Origin of the sequence: Mesorhizobium sp. WSM3864, assembly GCF_002294955.1 — a bacterium.
GTDB lineage: Bacteria > Pseudomonadota > Alphaproteobacteria > Rhizobiales > Rhizobiaceae > Mesorhizobium.
The window spans coordinates 53,043-68,720 of the sequence record NZ_NSGD01000009.1; the positions used below are offsets into that span (position 1 = coordinate 53,043).

Sequence of the window (15,678 nt, forward strand, 5' to 3'; positions counted from 1 at the left end):
CGCAAAACCCAGAGCGGCTCAGTCGCCTTTTAGCCACCGAACCGCTCTGACGGCCGGCTGGGCGAAAGCCGGACCCCGAAGCGCGCCGCACCGAACGATTTCGGGCTCGCGCATTTTGTTTCAATGCCTAGACCGTGGCGGGGTCGAGCGCCGGCTGACCCTTGAACCGCGTGACGATCCCGGCGAGGTCGTCGCCGGCGAATGCATCGCGCAATGCGTCGAAGGACGGCAGAACGAAGTAGGCGCGCTGGAACTTGTCGATCTCGTAGCCGGTGCGCATCACCGTCTCCAGGTCGAACGGCACATGATGGGCGTCCTTGCTTTCGACCGCGAATTGCAGCTCGGTGAAAGACGACATCAGTCCTGCGCCGAAAGCCTTTACCGGCTGGCCGGCTTCCTGGATGAGGCCGTATTCGGCGCTGTACCAGTAGAGCCGGGTGATCATCTCGTCGCCGCCCAGCGCGATCATGTCCTCGGCCTTCTCACCATACATCTGCATGAAATCGGCGAACACCGGCTGCGTCAGGATCGGCACATGGCCGAAGAAGTCATGGAACATGTCCGGCTCGACGATGTAGTCGAGTTCCTGCCTGGTCCGCAGCCAGTTGGTGACTGGGAAACGGCGGTTGGCGAGATGGTCGAAGAAGGGGCCGGCGGGGATCAGCCCGGGCACCGCCACGATTTCCCAGCCCGTGAGCTTGCGCAATTTCTCGCTGATGGCGTCGAAATCCGGAATCTTGTCGAGCAGCCCGAGCGTCGCGACGCCGTCGAGATAGGAACGGTGCGCCAGCCTCTGCGTCAGCTTCGTCTGGCGATCGCAGAGCGTGCGCCACACTGCCTGCTCGTCGGCGGAATAGTCGTAATCCTGAGCCACTGTGAAGTCGGCGCGGCACACCGAATAGTCGCCGCGAAGGCCTTGCGCCGCGCATTCGCGGGCATAGTCGGCAACGCTGATCGTCATTTCTTCCTCCTGAAAAAAATCGTCGGTTCCCGGATGGTGGCGTCATCGTAGCCGCGGCTCGTGAGGCAAATCAGCCTTGTTTGTAGCCAAGCGAGGGATTTTGAGGTAAACTTCGCTCAAATTTAAACGTTTAGGAGGGAAAATGCCTCAGTTGGATGAGTTCGAAATAAGAATGCTGGACACCCTGCAACGCGACGGGCGCAAGGCCGTGTCGGAACTCGCGCAGGAGATCGGCCTGTCGACCACGCCCTGCGCGCGGCGCTTCGAGGCGCTGCAAGGCGCCGGCGTCATCAAGGGCTTTGCCGCCGTGCTCAGCCGACGCGCGCTGGGGCTGACGGTCGAGGTGTTCATCCAGGTCCGCCTGGTGAGCCACAGCGACGGCTCGCCGGAAAGTTTTATCGCCGCCGTGCAGCGCATGGACGAGGTCTCGTCCTGCTGGACGATGACCGGCGACCACGATTTCCTGCTGCATGTGATGGTGCCGTCGGTGGACGATCTCAATGCTTTCGTCATGCACCGACTGATGCGGCTGCCCGGCGTCCGCGACGTCCATACCCAGCTTGTGCTGCAGAACATCAAGGGGCCAGGCCACGTGCCGCTCAGCCATCTGCGGCGGTAATCGTACCTGAAACGGTTCTCCGCAAAGAACGGCCGACAATGTGGTCGGAGCGAATCTACTTCGGGACGATTTCCCCGATATCAACTGAAATTAAGGTTACACGAATCTTAACAAAAGACGCGCTCGGAAATTTACGCAATGTTTCGTGCGTCGTCTCTTGCGATCTGGAGAAAGTGTGACCATGCATTATTCGGTAACTCATGATTGTTGCATGGAATCCTTAGCGGGTCGCTAGGCCGGTGCAATTGCATGATCCGTTTACCGGCGGTTAGCAACATTAGTGTCTTATAATGAACCAGGCTTGCCTTCGTCCTTCCGTAAGGACTTGACGGACTTCGCTTGCTCGAACCCGTTCATGCGGAGGATGATCGCAAAGGAGCATTGCATGCAACTGACGGAGGACGTGGCTCAGAGGGTCACTGAAGCGATTTCACGCCCGCCGTGGAAATCCGCCGATCCGACGCTTTTTGCGATGCTGCTGCAGAAGAACGCGGATCAGAATCGCAAGGTCGTGCGCTGGGGCATAGCGGCGGCTGTGTTGAGCTACATATGCTACGGGGCCTTCGACTGGTTCCTTTTCCCGGACATCGCCGACCGTGTGATTCTGACGCGCCTGACGTTGGGATTGACCTTCCTGGTGCTTGTCGAACTTGTTGCTCGACGCGATTTTGCCGTCACCACTCTGCACTACGTTGCTGCTCTGGCGATCGTGGCGGGCGCGATCGGATGGCTGCTGTCGGCCCTCGGAACGACGCATCAGGAGGCGCTGTCCCATTTCATCATCTTCGGCACGGTTTTCATTCTCGGTGCCAACCTTTTCTTCAACTTCCGGCTATGGCTCTCGGCGCTGTCGTCCGCAACCGTGACAATAGCATTCCTCGGCGCCACGCTGTTCTTGCTTCAAGCCGATCTTGGCACCCGTCTGGTGCTTGCAACCTATTTCGTGAATTGCCTTGTTTTGTCGCTTTATCTTTCATGGCGCCTCAGCATGGAGCGCTACCAAACCTTCCTGCATGCCCTTCAGGCGCAGATCCAGGAGCAGGTCGCCATCGAAAATGGTCAAAAGCTCATCGAGATCGCAGACACCGACCCGCTTACCGGGCTTAAGAACCGCAGGGCGATCACCCGGGAATTCGCGGAGTTGTGCAAGGAATGGGCCAGGGACAATGACGAAATAGGCGTCATTCTCATGGACGTGGACTACTTCAAGCGGTTCAACGACCGGCTCGGCCATCAGGCCGGCGACGACTGCCTGATCGAGCTTGCCCGAGCCTTCGACGAGACGGCGGCGTCCAATCACGCCATCGCGGGACGGTACGGCGGCGAAGAATTCGTCGTGCTCTGCAAGGTCGCCGGACCGGATCACCTGCGCGAGGTGACCCATCAATTCTGCCGGGCCGTCGAGGACTTGAACATCTCCCATCCCGATCGGGACGATAAACTCAACATCGTCACCATCAGCGCTGGCGCCTCGTTGACGCGCGCCGATCAAAGCATAGAGCTTCGGATCTTGTTGCAGGAGGCCGATCGCGCGCTTTACGCCTCCAAGTTTTCCGGTCGCGCGACCGTCACCATCTATGATGCGCAGGCCATCGATCAGAAGCGCGCCAGCCAGAATCTTTCGGAACTGCTCAAGCAAGCCGTTTCGGAGGGACTGGTCTCCGTCGTCTATCAGCCGATCTGCGATGCGATATCCGGCAAGGTGCTTGGCCATGAGTCGTTGATGCGGCTGCGCGATTTCGACGGCAGCGTGATCAGCCCGTCCGTGTTCATACCTGTCGCCGAGCAGACCGGCGGGATCGAGGAACTCGGGATATGGGTGATCGATCGGGCTTGCGGTGACATGGTCGAGCACGGATTGGGATCGGTCGTGTCCGTGAACGTCTCGGTCGTCCAGCTCAAGGCTCCGAATTTCCCGCTTCACGTCACCGAGATCCTTGGCCGCCACGGCATGGCGCCTCAGAGGCTGGCGCTCGAGGTCACCGAAGGCAGCGATATATCTCTGGAGGCGCAGGCCGCCAGAAGTATCGAGCAGCTTCGAAATCTGGGCGTTCAGATCTGGCTCGATGATTTCGGAACCGGATTTGCAGGTCTGGCCTGGCTCCGTCGTTTCAAGTTCGACGTCGTCAAGATCGATCGGAGTTTCTTGCACGATTGCCAGACGGTTCGAGGCCTGAGCCTGTTGCAGGACATGGTCAGACTGCTGCGCAATCTGGGCCATACGGTCCTTGTCGAGGGTGTCGAGACGAAAGAGCAGCAGAATTTGCTGCAGCACATGGGCATCCAGTCGATCCAGGGCTTCCTGACCGGACGTCCCGTCCCGATCGAAGAGATCATGCAGGCCAGGCAGGACCTCGTCGCTTAACTCAAAGCAGTGCGGCAGGAATGTAGGGCGGCGCCATCTCGGCGAAACGAGGACGCCGCGCGCTGCATCAGAAGTCGGGCCGCTGCACGGCCCGACTTGAAATCGGAATGTGAAGCGGCTCCGCTATCGCTCCATGGCGGGCGCCGCGAAATCCACGCGTTTGCGGATCTTGCCGTAGACGATGTTCCTATTCGATCCGTAATAGACCTCGGCTTCGACGCGGTTCTTGTCCACCGCGGCATTGATGATGTCCCACATGTCGCCGGCCGACCGCAGGATGAGCGGCCAGTCCATGAACGTCTCCATGTACCCGTCGGTCGTGATCTCGTCGCTGAAATTGGCGAAGAGGAATTCGCCGTCCGGCTTGACCAGTTCCATGGCGCGCTGCAGCAGGCGTGCGCCGACCGGAAGCGGCAGGTAGTCATACAGCCCGGACGCATAGACGAGATCGAATGTGCCAAGCGGGTAGGCGCGCCGCAAAAGACCGCGCACGGATCCGTCCACGGCTTCCACTGCCGTACCGGCGAGGTCGCGGTTGACCGTGCCGACGCTCACCGGGTCCTGGTCGAGACCGATCCAGCGCTTTAACCTTCTCTCGGCGAGTGCCTTTGAGAGTTCGGCTTCCCGCAAATGGCCGCAGGCGATTGCCAGCACCTCGGCGTTTTCTACCCGGGCAGCCGTTTCGTCGACCGTTTTGGCCAGTATCTCGCGGCGCTCGCGCCCCGCCACCGAGCTTGCCGCTTCGCTCGTATAGGCAAAGATCTCGCGGCCGAGTTCGCTCGACGATGCCACGATCTCGTCCGCGCTCGGGTGCTTGTAGTAGATGTCCAGCAGCGTCGCGTCGCCCGAATAGCCGCGCGGCTTTTCGAAGGACCAGCGCGTGAACGGATCCTGCTTCAGGTAGGCCGCCACGCGGTGCTGCTGAGCGAGCGGGATCAGTTCCTGCCAAAGAGCCGGAGCGACCTCCCGGCGCAGTTCATGCAGTCGACCCGCCAGGCGCTCGACGATTTGCCCTGCGGGCTCCTGGCGCGCGAAAGCCTGATGAGCGAGGTCCAGCACCAGGGCGAGCTGGGCCGCCCGCGCCTTGAGCTCGGCGGCGTCGACCGCCTCCGCGGACGCCGCCTTGTGCTTCTTGATCAACGTCGATGTGATGAGGCTCGCCTCATCGATTTTCAGATCGGGATTCAGCGCCATATGGGCATTTCCTTGTGGTCCCCCACCGACAATTATAAATGCTTAGAGTTTTAATAAAAGTTTAGGGTCAACTGCATTAGTTGATGCTAATACTCTCCTTGCCGAAGGTTTGAAGCGCTGAAAACCAGAGCTCGATCGAGCTGCGCAACGCGCACGTCCTTAACCTTTTGTTATGCACTGGGCTGACGCGGTCTCCCGCTCTGCGCGACGTTTCGGGTGTGCCCATCAAATCTGTGGGAAAGCTGCATCGAAACTGCTGAACCGCGCCAAGGCGGCTTCGACATCGCCAAATACGACCGGCGGACCGACGCAACGGAGGTCCGCCATGAACATCGTGCTGGTCAACCCGCCGCATACGGCTATCGGCAGCCGCGTGCCCGACGATCACCTGCCGCCTTTGGGCCTGCTGGCGATCGGCGGTCCGCTGCTCGATGCCGGCCATCGGGTGCGCCTGGTCGACGCGGAGTTCGGGCCGATGCCGCTTTCCACGCTCGTCGATGAGGCCCTGAGCGATAATCCGGATTTCGTCCTGATCGGCCATTCCGGCTCGACCTCGGCGCATCCGACCGCGCTGCGGATCGCGGAAATGATCAAGGCCCGCGCGCTAGGGGTCGTCATCCTCTATGGCGGCGTCTTCCCGACCTATCATTGGCGCGACGTGCTCGCCGCAACGAACGTCTTCGACTTCATCGTGCGCGGCGAGGGTGAGGCGACCGCGCTGGCGCTGGTCGAGGCGCTGGAAAGGCGCCGGCCGGTGTCGGGTGTCGCCGGCATCGCCTATCGCGACGATTGCGGCCGACCCTTTGCGACGCCACCTGCGATGACGATTACCGATCTCGACGCCTGCCGCATCGGCTGGGATCTGATCGAGCATGGCCGCTACAGCTATTGGGGCGGCAAGCGCGCCGTGGTCATGCAGTTCTCGCGCGGCTGTCCGCATCTGTGCAACTATTGCGGCCAGCGCGGCTTCTGGACCCGCTGGCGACATCGCGATCCGGTCAGCTTCGCCAAGGAGATCGCCTGGCTGCACCGCGAGTATGGCGTCGAGCTGGTCAATCTGGCCGACGAGAACCCGACCTCTTCGAAGAAGGCCTGGCGCGCCTTTCTCGATGCCATGATCGCCGAGAACGTGCCGGTGCTGATCGTCGGCTCGACGCGCGCCGACGATATCGTGCGCGATGCCGATATCCTGCACCTTTATCGCAAGGCCGGCGTCATCCGCTGGCTGCTCGGCATGGAGAACACCGACGAGGCCACACTGTCGCTGATCCGCAAGGGCGGCAGCACCAAGTCCGACCGCGAGGCGATCAGGTTGCTTCGCCGGCACGGCATATTGTCCATGGCGACCTGGGTCGCTGGCTTCGAGGATGAGGGTTTTCGCGATCTCTGGCGCGGCTTTCGCCAGCTCATCGCCTATGATCCCGACCAGATCCAGGCGCTCTATGTGACGCCGCATCGCTGGACGCCGTTCTTCCGCATCGCCAAGGAGCGCAGGGTGATCCAGAAGGACATCCGGCTCTGGGATTACAAGCACCAGGTGCTGCATATGACCCGGCTGAAACCGTGGATGCTGTTCTTCGCTGTCAAGCTGATCGAGCTTGCCGTGCAGTCACGGCCGAAAGCGCTGGCGCGGGTCCTTTTCCATCCCGATCCAGAGCAGCGGCATTCGATGCGTTGGTACACCAAGATGGGCCGCCGCGTCTGGTTCCGCGAGGTCTGGGGTTTTCTGGTCCGCGACCGCCGCGTGGCCGCGGGCCCGACGCTTGCCGAATTCTGGGGCGCGCCGCAGGACACCGACGAGGAATCGATGGTCTTTCAGCGCCCGGCGCGAGAGCCGGCCCTGCCCGTCGCGGAAGATAAGCGGGCGGAAAGCAGAAGGATAGCCGGCTAAATAATCGCTACGGCACGATCAGCGTGCCGGCCCCGTGCTCGGTGAACAGCTCGAGCAGCACCGAATGCGGCGTCTTGCCGTTGAGGATGACGACGCCCTCGACGCCGCGCTCGATCGCCTCGATGCAGGTCTCGACCTTCGGGATCATGCCGCCCGATATCGTGCCGTCCTTGATCAGCGCCTTGGCCTCTCCGACCGTCAGCTCGTCGATCAGCTTCTTGTTCTTGTCGAGCACGCCGGGCACGTCGGTCAGGAACAGCAGGCGTGAGGCGCGGCAGGCGCCGGCGATGGCGCCGGCAAAGGTATCGGCGTTGATGTTGTAGGTATGGCCGTCGCGGCCGGGCGCCACCGGCGCCAGCACCGGGATCATCTCGGAACGGGCCAACAGATCGAGCAGAGTGCGGTCGACCTCGACCGGCTCGCCGACGAAACCGAGATCCAGCACCCGCTCGATGTTGGAATCCGGGTCGATCATGGTCTTGCGCGCCTTTTCGGCGAAGACCATGTTGCCGTCCTTGCCGCAGAGCCCGATCGCCCATTCGCCTTCGGCGTTGATCAGCGCCACGATTTCCTTGTTGATCGAGCCGGCCAGCACCATCTCGACGATCTCGACCGTCTTCTGGTCGGTGACGCGCAACCCGCCCTCGAACTTGGATTCGATGCCCATCTTGTTGAGCATGGCGCCGATCTGCGGCCCGCCGCCGTGAACGACGATCGGATTGACGCCGGACTGTTTGAGCAGCGCGATGTCGCGGGCAAAGGCCTTGCCGAGCTCGTTGTCGCCCATGGCATGGCCGCCATACTTCACCACCACCGTCTTGTTCTCGTAGCGCTGCATATAAGGCAGCGCTCTGGAAAGCAGCGCGGCCTGCATTTCGGCGTTGGCGGCGATGTCCGTCATCGGTGCTTTTCCCTAGGTGGCAAGGATGGCGGGCGTCTTAGCGGGAATTGCCGCAGGTCGCAAACCGCTTTGCGCTCACAATGACGAAATCGGCGGGTTTCAAGGTCTGTCGAGATTCAGGTCAGGTCGAGTCGAGAATGGCGGATTTCGAGAACCGGAACAGAGCGTACTTTCTGCTACGTGAGTACCGGAAGCGCAGAAAACCGCCATTCGCAGGCCGGCATCACCTGAATATCGACAGACCTAGCCGGGCACCTTGAGCGGTGCGCGGCGTTTCAGCCATCCTGAAATCTTCTCCATCTGCGCGGCGAGCGACAAAAGCGTCTCCTCGTCGCCGGGCCGTCCCGCGGCTTGGATGCCGAGCGGCAGGCCACCTGCGGTGACATGCACCGGCAGCGCGATCGAGGGCTGGCCGCTGACATTGTGGATCGCCGGCCAGGGAGTGAACCACAGGCTCTTGTCCATCAGTTGGCCGAAAAATGATTTGATCCTGAGCAGCCCGGTAAGATGCAGTTTGTCGAGGACGTTCTCGACGATCTCGTCGGCGCCTTTCGGATCCATCGCGCCGCAGGCGAGCGGCGGGTGCGCAATGATCGGCATCAGCACGGCATCGAAGCGCGCCGTGTCTTCGATCATCTGCCGCGCGGTGGCGTTGAGCCGCTGCACGGCGTCATAGACCTCGCCGGCGGACAGCATTTCGCCGAGGCGGCCGAGCACGCGCGTCGCACGTTCGACCTCGCCGGTCACCGGGCGGCCGACGCGCTTCGCCTCGGCACGCATCATGCCTGCGACGGCCGAGGCGACGCTCTTGCAGAAATCGGCGATGAAGTCGCGGCCGATATAGGGCAGGTCGATCTCTTCCACGATGTGCCCGCCCTCGCGCGCCAGCGCCACCGCGGTGTCAAGCGCTTCGATCGTCTCAGCCGAGATCGGCAGGCCGAGCGGCGATATGCGGTAGACGGCGAGGCTGAGCTTGCCAGGATCGCGCACCGCTGCGGCGGCGAAGGCGCCCTTGGGCTCCCGCGCCGCATAAGGCGACAGCGGATCAGCGCCGTGCGTCAGGTCGAGCAGGACGGCTGTGTCGCGCACCGATCGGCTGACCGCATGGTCGACGACCATGCCGTACCAGCTCTCGCTGGTGAGCGGCGTCAGCGGCACCCGGCCGCGCGAGGTCTTGAGCCCGACCAAGCCGCTGCAGGCCGAAGGCACCCGGATCGAGCCGCCGCCGTCGGAAGCGTGCGCCGCCGGCACCACGCCGGCCGCCACGAGCGCCGCCGATCCGCCGGACGAGCCACCGGTGGTGTGGCCGGTGTTCCAGGGGTTGCGGGTGATGCCGAAGCGGGCCGATTCGGTCATCAGCCGCAGCCCATGCTCGGGCGAGGTGCTGGTAGCGATCGGGATCAGGCCCGCGGCCAGATAGCGCTCGACCATCACCGAGTTGAAATCGGCCGTGAAGGCCGGGATGCGGCTGCCGCCATGGATCGGCACGCCCTTGATGCCGATGCCGAGATCCTTCAGCGCGAAGGGCACGCCGGCGAGCGGCTGCTTGCGGTCGATCGCCTTCGCCCGCGCCCTGGCGGCGTCATAGAGCGGCGTCGCTATGGCGTTGATGTCGGTTCTTGTCGCCTCGGCGCGGGCGATCGCGGCGTCGACCAGCTCCTGCGGCGAGATTTCCCCCTTGTGGACGAGCTCGGCAAGTCCGCTCGCATCCTGTTCCCAAAGCACGCGTTCGATCGACATTGCCGCTCCCCTGTTTTGGCGAAGGCTATCGCATGAAGCCGCAAATCGAAATCCGGATTTGCGTTGATCATCTCGCATTGCGGAAGATGACTTCAGATACTGACGCTGCGGCAGCCTTGGGTGGACAACACCGTCGGCGCCGTTGCAAATAGATCGCAATCTTCTAATTTGCCTGCATGGGGCCTCAGGACATCAGCAAGCTGATCGTCCGGACTTCGATGAAGGACCGGGCTGCGTTCGATCTGCTCTACAAGCAGACCAGCGGGAAACTTTTCGGCGTCTGCCTTCGTGTATTGAGGGACAAGAGTGAGGCGGAAGAAGCGCTGCAGGAGGTCTTCGTCAAGATCTGGACCAAGGCCGATCGTTTCGCGATTTCCGATCTCAGCCCGATTTCCTGGCTGGTGGCCATTGCGCGCAATCATGCGATCGACCGCATCAGGGCCCGGCGCGGTCCTTCCGCCAATATCGATGCAGCGCTCGAGGTCGCCGATCCGGCGCCGGGGCCTGAGGCCATGGCTGTCGCGGGCGGCGAGACCGAACGCATCTACCATTGCCTCGACGAATTGGAGAAAGACCGGGCGGCGGCGGTCCGGGGCGCCTATCTCAACGGCGAAAGCTATGCCGAGCTGGCGGAGCGCCACAAGGTCCCGCTGAACACGATGCGGACTTGGCTGCGGCGAAGCTTGCTCAAACTGAGAGAATGCCTGGAAAGATGACGCTGGCGGAAGAAAACGGACCGGAACGCGGAGGCGACGACCTGCTCGCCGCCGAATACGTTCTCGGCGTTCTGGCAGCCGACGAACGCCAGATCGCCTCCCGCCGCATCGATACCGAGGCGGGTTTTGCCCGCCTGGTCGATGCCTGGGATGCCCATTTCGCGCCGATAGCGGCTGCCTACGCTGCGGTCGAGCCGCCGGCTTCGGTGAAGGCGGCGATCGACCGCCGGCTGTTTGCCTCATCAGTGGTCAACTCCACCGCGCCCAGCACCGGCCTGCTGGGGAGCCTCGCCTTCTGGCGCGGGCTTGCCGCCGCCGCGCTTGCCGCTTTGGTCGTCTTTGTCGCCCTGCCTCTCGTCAATCCGCCGTTGCCGCAGCCCGAGACCAGGCTGGTCGCCTCGCTCGCCGCCGACAACAGCAACGTCAAATACCTCGCTGTCTATGACGCTGCGCGCCAGGAGGTCGGCCTCTCGCATGTTTCCGGCGAACGCGGCGCCGGCAAGGATTTCGAGCTGTGGATGATCGAGGGCAAGACTGCGCCGGTCTCGATGGGCGTCATCCCGGCCGGTCAGAGCGCGCGCATGGCCGTCACGCCGGCCGTGCAGGAGAAGCTGGCGCAAGGCGCCGTGCTCGCCGTCAGTCTCGAGCCGGCCGGCGGTTCGCCGACCGGCCAGCCGACCGGCCCCGTCGTCGCCGCCGGCGATCTGAAGGGCATCTGACGACATTTCGGAAAAGAAATTGGAGACTAGCCCAAGTCTATCCACCCGACATGTGTCGGCAGCAGCGCTTTCGTGCGCTTAGACGCGGTACGTTTGCATCCGGGCCGACGAATAAAAAATCTTCGAAGTTCGCGAAACTAAGTTTTTGACGCGTCGTATCTCCTCGCGTTCCCAGGGATGGGGAAAACAACCCGAGGAGACTGATACAATGCGTAAACTCGCCACCCTTCTGCTTGCCTCTACAATCGGCCTTTCGGCGCTTGGCGCCGTTGCCTATGCCGCCAATCCGATGGTCGGCGGCGCCCCGATGTATGCCAAGAAGAACATCATCGAGAATGCCGTCAATTCGAAGGACCACACCACGCTGGTCGCCGCCGTCAAGGCCGCCGGCTTGGTCGACACGCTGCAGACCCGCGGTCCTTTCACCGTCTTTGCCCCGACCAACGAGGCCTTCGCTGCACTTCCGGCCGGCACCGTCGAGACGCTGCTCAAGCCCGAGAACAAGGACAAGCTGACCAAGATCCTCACCTGCCATGTCATTGCCGCCAAGGCGCTGGCCGCCGACGTCGCCAAGATGGCCAAGGCCGATGGCGGTGCGCATGAGGTCAAGACCGTCGGCGGTTGCGCCCTGACGCTGAAGTCCGAAAAGGGCAAGGTCACGGCGACCGACGAGAACGGCAACGTCGCTCATGTCACGATCGCCGACGTGCGCCAGTCGAACGGCGTCATCCACGTCATCGACAAGGTTCTTCTGCCGAAGATGTAACAAAGCGCGTGCGGCCGGCGAAGTGGCGTATGTCCGCGTCGGCCGCACGGTCTCCCTCCCACGATCCGTGTTGCCGTCAAGCGCCGCTCCGCATCGCCAGCGCTTCGGTCGACGCGGGTGGCGCGCGAACCGTCAACGGCTTTTGCTTTTCCGGTGGCGTCCTAGTTTGTAAGATCACGTCAGGAGGAAAGGCCATGAACCGTCGCGACTTTCTCTGGAGCGGTGCCGCCGCCACTGCCCTCACAATCGGAGCCGGAGCGGCGTTGCGCATGGGCGGCGCGAAGCCGGCTCTGGCCGCCGAGATCTTCGAGATCACCAAGACCGACGCCGAATGGCGCGCCATCCTTTCGGATGCCGCCTTCGACGTGCTGCGCAGGGAGGGCACCGAATATCCGGGCACCAGCCCGCTGCTCAACGAACACCGCAAGGGCATCTTCGCCTGCGCCGGCTGCGACCTGCCGGTCTATCCATCGGAAACGAAGTTCGATTCCGGCACCGGCTGGCCGAGCTTCTGGCAGGAGATCCCCAATGCAATCGGCAAGACCGAAGACCGTTCGCTCGGCATGACGCGCACCGAGGTGCATTGCCGCCGCTGCGGTGGTCATCTCGGCCATGTCTTCGACGACGGCCCGCCGCCAACCGGCCTGCGCCACTGCATCAACGGCGTGGCGCTGACCTTCAAGCCCGCCGCGGCCTGAGCGGACTGCGATCTGCCCAAAGAAATGACCCCGGAAATCGGCGACGATTTCCGGGGTCACGCGTTGAGGACGCCAGGCGGGGGTTCCGGCTCCTCAATGGCCTCCGCCGCCACCGCCGCCTTGCTGCGCCGGCTTGTTGATGAACAGCACGAAAAATCCGAGCGAGGCGAACAGCACGGTCAGCATCATGAACACGTCCATGAACGACAGCAGCGCCGCCTGCTGCTGCACCATGCCGGACAGCTTTGAAATGGCGGCGGTCGTGGCGTCGAGGCCGGCGTTTTGCTGGAAGGTCAGCGTCATGTTCTGCAGCTTGGTCTGCGCGGCCTCGCTGCCCCACTGCACATGCTCCGAAAGCCTTGCATAGTGGAAGGCATTGCGGTCGATCAGCACCGTGTTGATGACTGCCAGGCCGACGGCACCGCCGAGATTGCGGGTCAGGTTGAACAGGCCCGACGCATTCTTCAGCCGCTCCGGCGGCAGCGTGCCGAGCGCGATGTTGTTGATCGGCACCATGCACAGCATCATCGAGCAGCCGCGCAGGATCTGCGGGATCAAGAGCTCATAAAAATCCCAGTCGGCGGTGAGATGCGTCATCCACCATGTGCCGGTGGCGAAGCCGATGAAGCCGACCATCATCATCAGCCTGAGATCGATCTTGTTCGACAGGATGCCGGCAACGGGCGCGGTGAAGAACATCGCCAGGCCGCTGACGAACAGCGCCTCGCCGATCATCATCGAATCGTAACCGCGGATGCGGCCGAGGAACACCGGATAGAGGTAGGTCAACCCGTAAAGGCCGATGCCGACCACGAAGGAGAACAGCGAGCCGAAGGCGAAATTGACATTGTTGAAGGCCCGCAGATCGACGATCGGCTCCTCGGCGGTGAAGACGCGCCAGAAGAAGATGAGACCGCCTATGGTCATGATGATGGCGCAGGCAAAGACGGCCGGCTCCTGCAGCCAGTCATGGTTCGGGCCTTCCTCCAGCACGTATTCCATGCAGCCGAGGAAGGCGGCCATGCCGATCAGGCCCCACCAGTCGAACTTGGAGAACAGCTTGAGGTTCGGCTTGTCGAAATCGATCAGCGACCAGGCAGCCGTCGCCACCAGTATGCCCGGCACGACATTGATCAGGAACAGCCAGTGCCAGGACATGGCATGGCTGATATAGCCGCCGACCGTCGGGCCGATGGTCGGCGCGAGCGTCGCCACCAGGCCGATCATCGGCGAGACGACGGCGCGGCGCGACGGCGGGAAGATGGTGAAGGCGGCAGCGAACACGCTCGGAATCATGCCGCCGCCGATAAAGCCCTGGATGGCGCGGTAGACGATCATCTGGTCGATGTTGGTGGCGGTCGCGGCCAGCGCGCTTGCTGCTGTGAAGCCGGCGGCCGCGGTCGTGAACAGCACGCGCGTCGACAGCATGCGGCTGAGGAAGCCCGACAGCGGGATCATCACCACTTCCGCGATCAGATAGGCGGTCTGAACCCACGGGATCTCGTCGGAGCTGGCGCTGAGGCCGGCCTGGATCTCGGCCAGCGATGCCGAGACGATCTGGATATCGAGGATCGCCATGAACATGCCGAACACCATCGCCAGGAAGGCGATGACGCGGCGCGCCGGCATGTGGTCGGCGGGGGCGGCGGCTGCCGGCCGGGCCGGCGCTGCTCCTGCGGTAATGGTTGCGGTTGCCATCGCATGGCCTCCCTAACGGCAGCTCCAAAAGGTGCGGAGCGTTTTCCGCCCGGAACTGCGTCAAAACAGGCTGGGCGGCTCGGCGCTCAATTGGCCACCGGGCCGCCCCCCAAACTGCTCAGTTGGTCGTCGTGGCCGGCGCGGTGCGGCTGTCGGCGGCGACGATGACGCTCAGGCCGGCGCGCAACTTGCCGGTCTTCAGCACGTCGGCCGGCACGTCGATGCGAACCGGCACGCGCTGCACGACCTTGGTGAAGTTGCCGGTGGCGTTTTCCGGCGGCAGCAGCGAGAACACCGCGCCTGAAGCCGGCGCCAGCGACGAAACCGTGCCCTCGAAGGTCTGGCCGTCGATGGCATCGACCGTGATGCGGACCTTCTCGCCAGGCACCAGCCGGCCAAGCTGCGTCTCCTTGAAGTTGCCGACGATGTAGAGCTTGTCCATCGGCACGACGACGGCGAGCTTCTGGCCGGGGGTGACGAGGTCGCCTTGTTCGACCGAGCGGTTGCCGACGACGCCGTCATAGGGCGCCTTGAGCACTGTGAAGGAAAGGTCGCGCTGCGCCTTGTCGCGGGTGAACTGCAGCGAGGCGAGCGTGCTGGCGGATTCCGCACGCTGGGCTTCGAGCACGCCGATATTGGCCTGCGCGGCGGTGATCTGCGCGTCGGCGCCGGCGAGGGCTGCCTTGGCCTGGTCGAGCGCCGTCTGGGCGTCGTCGAGTTGTGCCTGCGTGCCGACATGCGTCTTGAGCAGCTGCGCCGCGCGGGCCTGTGCGCGTGCCGCATTGTCGGCCGCCGCCTGGTCGGCGATCTTCTGCGCCTGTGCTTGCGCCAGCGAGGCCTGCGCCGCCTTGGTTTGCGCATCGATGCGGTCGAGTGTCTTCGCCAGCGTGGCGATCTGCGCCTCCGCCTGGCCGACCGCGATTTTGTAGTCGCCGTCATCGATGACGAACAGCGGATCGCCGGCCTTGACCCTCTGGTTCTCGCTCACCAGCACCTTGTCCACATAGCCGGAGATTTTCGGCGACACGAACGACATGTCGGCCTGGACATAGGCGTCGTCGGTGGAGATCATGAACCGGCCGTCGGTCCAGTAATCGTAGCCGTACCAGGAGCCGGCGCCGAGGAGGCCCAGCCCGATGATCGGCAGCAGCAGCGAGCGGACAGAGCGCTTCTTCTTGGCCGGCGCTTCGGCAGGCGCGGGAGGAGCGGGCAGTACAGGCGCTTCCGGAGCTTCGGTCGACGGCTGGACCTTGGCGTTGGGGAAATTGCGGACTTCGGCGGTAGCGGGCGCATTCGAGGACATGATAATCTCTCTGGGACAAGTCAGTCAGACTGAACCGTTCGGTTCGAATTGGTGATTGACATAGCGCGAAAAGAGGCCCATATCAAGAGCAAATCGAACCGGTTGGT

At 63.2% G+C, this 15,678-nt stretch carries 13 protein-coding genes; 7 read left to right on the forward strand and 6 right to left on the reverse strand.

All coding sequences use genetic code 11. The features are described from left to right. Window positions 1-127: 127 nt before the first annotated feature. The gene (gene phhA / locus CK215_RS19235) at window positions 128-961 is read right to left on the reverse strand and encodes a phenylalanine 4-monooxygenase (protein ID WP_095776841.1); all 834 of its coding nucleotides are present in this window, start codon (window positions 959-961) and stop codon (window positions 128-130) included. 142 nt (window positions 962-1,103) lie between these two features. Here phhA and CK215_RS19240 point away from each other — a divergent pair, with 142 nt between their 5' ends. Beyond that, the gene (locus CK215_RS19240) at window positions 1,104-1,580 is read left to right on the forward strand and encodes an Lrp/AsnC family transcriptional regulator (RefSeq protein WP_095776842.1); all 477 of its coding nucleotides are present in this window, start codon (window positions 1,104-1,106) and stop codon (window positions 1,578-1,580) included. A gap of 385 nt (window positions 1,581-1,965) precedes the next feature. Beyond that, window positions 1,966-3,945: a GGDEF and EAL domain-containing protein gene (locus tag CK215_RS19245; RefSeq protein WP_095827546.1), complete on the forward strand. Its 1,980-nt coding sequence runs from the start codon at window positions 1,966-1,968 to the stop codon at window positions 3,943-3,945. Between the two features lie 123 nt (window positions 3,946-4,068). Here the strand turns inward: CK215_RS19245 and CK215_RS19250 are convergent, their stop codons facing one another. After that, window positions 4,069-5,139 (reverse strand): class I SAM-dependent methyltransferase, encoded by a 1,071-nt coding sequence (locus tag CK215_RS19250; protein ID WP_095831847.1) that lies wholly within the window; start codon window positions 5,137-5,139, stop codon window positions 4,069-4,071. A 325-nt stretch (window positions 5,140-5,464) separates the two neighbouring features. Between CK215_RS19250 and bchE the strand changes: the two genes are divergently transcribed. Beyond that, window positions 5,465-7,030: a magnesium-protoporphyrin IX monomethyl ester anaerobic oxidative cyclase gene (gene bchE, locus CK215_RS19255; RefSeq protein WP_095831848.1), complete on the forward strand. Its 1,566-nt coding sequence runs from the start codon at window positions 5,465-5,467 to the stop codon at window positions 7,028-7,030. Between the two features lie 7 nt (window positions 7,031-7,037). Here bchE and argB read toward each other — a convergent pair whose 3' ends face one another. Further along, entirely contained in the window at window positions 7,038-7,931 is an 894-nt protein-coding gene (gene argB / locus CK215_RS19260) for an acetylglutamate kinase (RefSeq protein ID WP_067003018.1), read from the reverse strand. Window positions 7,932-8,174: 243 nt separating this feature from the next. Continuing rightward, the gene (locus CK215_RS19265; RefSeq protein WP_095831849.1) at window positions 8,175-9,671 is read right to left on the reverse strand and encodes an amidase; all 1,497 of its coding nucleotides are present in this window, start codon (window positions 9,669-9,671) and stop codon (window positions 8,175-8,177) included. A gap of 176 nt (window positions 9,672-9,847) precedes the next feature. Between CK215_RS19265 and CK215_RS19270 the strand changes: the two genes are divergently transcribed. From CK215_RS19270 to msrB, 4 genes are all read left to right on the forward strand, one after another. Further along, complete coding sequence (locus CK215_RS19270) at window positions 9,848-10,387, forward strand: sigma-70 family RNA polymerase sigma factor (RefSeq protein WP_095831850.1); 540 nt, start codon at window positions 9,848-9,850, stop codon at window positions 10,385-10,387. Continuing rightward, a complete protein-coding gene (locus tag CK215_RS19275; RefSeq protein WP_095831851.1) occupies window positions 10,384-11,106 on the forward strand; it encodes an anti-sigma factor in 723 nt (240 codons plus the stop codon). The genes CK215_RS19270 and CK215_RS19275 overlap by 4 nt, the downstream gene beginning before the upstream one ends. A 208-nt stretch (window positions 11,107-11,314) precedes the next feature. Continuing rightward, on the forward strand, window positions 11,315-11,872 hold the full coding sequence (locus tag CK215_RS19280; RefSeq protein WP_067323809.1) for a fasciclin domain-containing protein: 558 nt from the start codon (window positions 11,315-11,317) through the stop codon (window positions 11,870-11,872). Between the two features lie 194 nt (window positions 11,873-12,066). Then, window positions 12,067-12,570 (forward strand): peptide-methionine (R)-S-oxide reductase MsrB, encoded by a 504-nt coding sequence (gene msrB, locus CK215_RS19285; RefSeq protein ID WP_095831852.1) that lies wholly within the window; start codon window positions 12,067-12,069, stop codon window positions 12,568-12,570. A 93-nt stretch (window positions 12,571-12,663) separates the two neighbouring features. Here the strand turns inward: msrB and CK215_RS19290 are convergent, their stop codons facing one another. Beyond that, window positions 12,664-14,268: a DHA2 family efflux MFS transporter permease subunit gene (locus CK215_RS19290; RefSeq protein ID WP_067003293.1), complete on the reverse strand. Its 1,605-nt coding sequence runs from the start codon at window positions 14,266-14,268 to the stop codon at window positions 12,664-12,666. Between the two features lie 118 nt (window positions 14,269-14,386). Next, window positions 14,387-15,571, reverse strand: coding sequence for an HlyD family secretion protein (locus CK215_RS19295; RefSeq protein WP_095831853.1), 1,185 nt, complete (start codon window positions 15,569-15,571; stop codon window positions 14,387-14,389). Window positions 15,572-15,678: the final 107 nt, after the last annotated feature.

What these genes read in the sequence shown, in the direction of transcription:
- phhA (WP_095776841.1), bottom strand. Translation starts at nt 961, where the DNA reads ATGACGATCAGCGTTGCCGACTATGCCCGCGAATGCGCGGCGCAAGGC.
- CK215_RS19240 (WP_095776842.1), top strand. Translation starts at nt 1,104, where the DNA reads ATGCCTCAGTTGGATGAGTTCGAAATAAGAATGCTGGACACCCTGCAA.
- CK215_RS19245 (WP_095827546.1), top strand. Translation starts at nt 1,966, where the DNA reads ATGCAACTGACGGAGGACGTGGCTCAGAGGGTCACTGAAGCGATTTCA.
- CK215_RS19250 (WP_095831847.1), bottom strand. Translation starts at nt 5,139, where the DNA reads ATGGCGCTGAATCCCGATCTGAAAATCGATGAGGCGAGCCTCATCACA.
- bchE (WP_095831848.1), top strand. Translation starts at nt 5,465, where the DNA reads ATGAACATCGTGCTGGTCAACCCGCCGCATACGGCTATCGGCAGCCGC.
- argB (WP_067003018.1), bottom strand. Translation starts at nt 7,931, where the DNA reads ATGACGGACATCGCCGCCAACGCCGAAATGCAGGCCGCGCTGCTTTCC.
- CK215_RS19265 (WP_095831849.1), bottom strand. Translation starts at nt 9,671, where the DNA reads ATGTCGATCGAACGCGTGCTTTGGGAACAGGATGCGAGCGGACTTGCC.
- CK215_RS19270 (WP_095831850.1), top strand. Translation starts at nt 9,848, where the DNA reads ATGGGGCCTCAGGACATCAGCAAGCTGATCGTCCGGACTTCGATGAAG.
- CK215_RS19275 (WP_095831851.1), top strand. Translation starts at nt 10,384, where the DNA reads ATGACGCTGGCGGAAGAAAACGGACCGGAACGCGGAGGCGACGACCTG.
- CK215_RS19280 (WP_067323809.1), top strand. Translation starts at nt 11,315, where the DNA reads ATGCGTAAACTCGCCACCCTTCTGCTTGCCTCTACAATCGGCCTTTCG.
- msrB (WP_095831852.1), top strand. Translation starts at nt 12,067, where the DNA reads ATGAACCGTCGCGACTTTCTCTGGAGCGGTGCCGCCGCCACTGCCCTC.
- CK215_RS19290 (WP_067003293.1), bottom strand. Translation starts at nt 14,268, where the DNA reads ATGGCAACCGCAACCATTACCGCAGGAGCAGCGCCGGCCCGGCCGGCA.
- CK215_RS19295 (WP_095831853.1), bottom strand. Translation starts at nt 15,571, where the DNA reads ATGTCCTCGAATGCGCCCGCTACCGCCGAAGTCCGCAATTTCCCCAAC.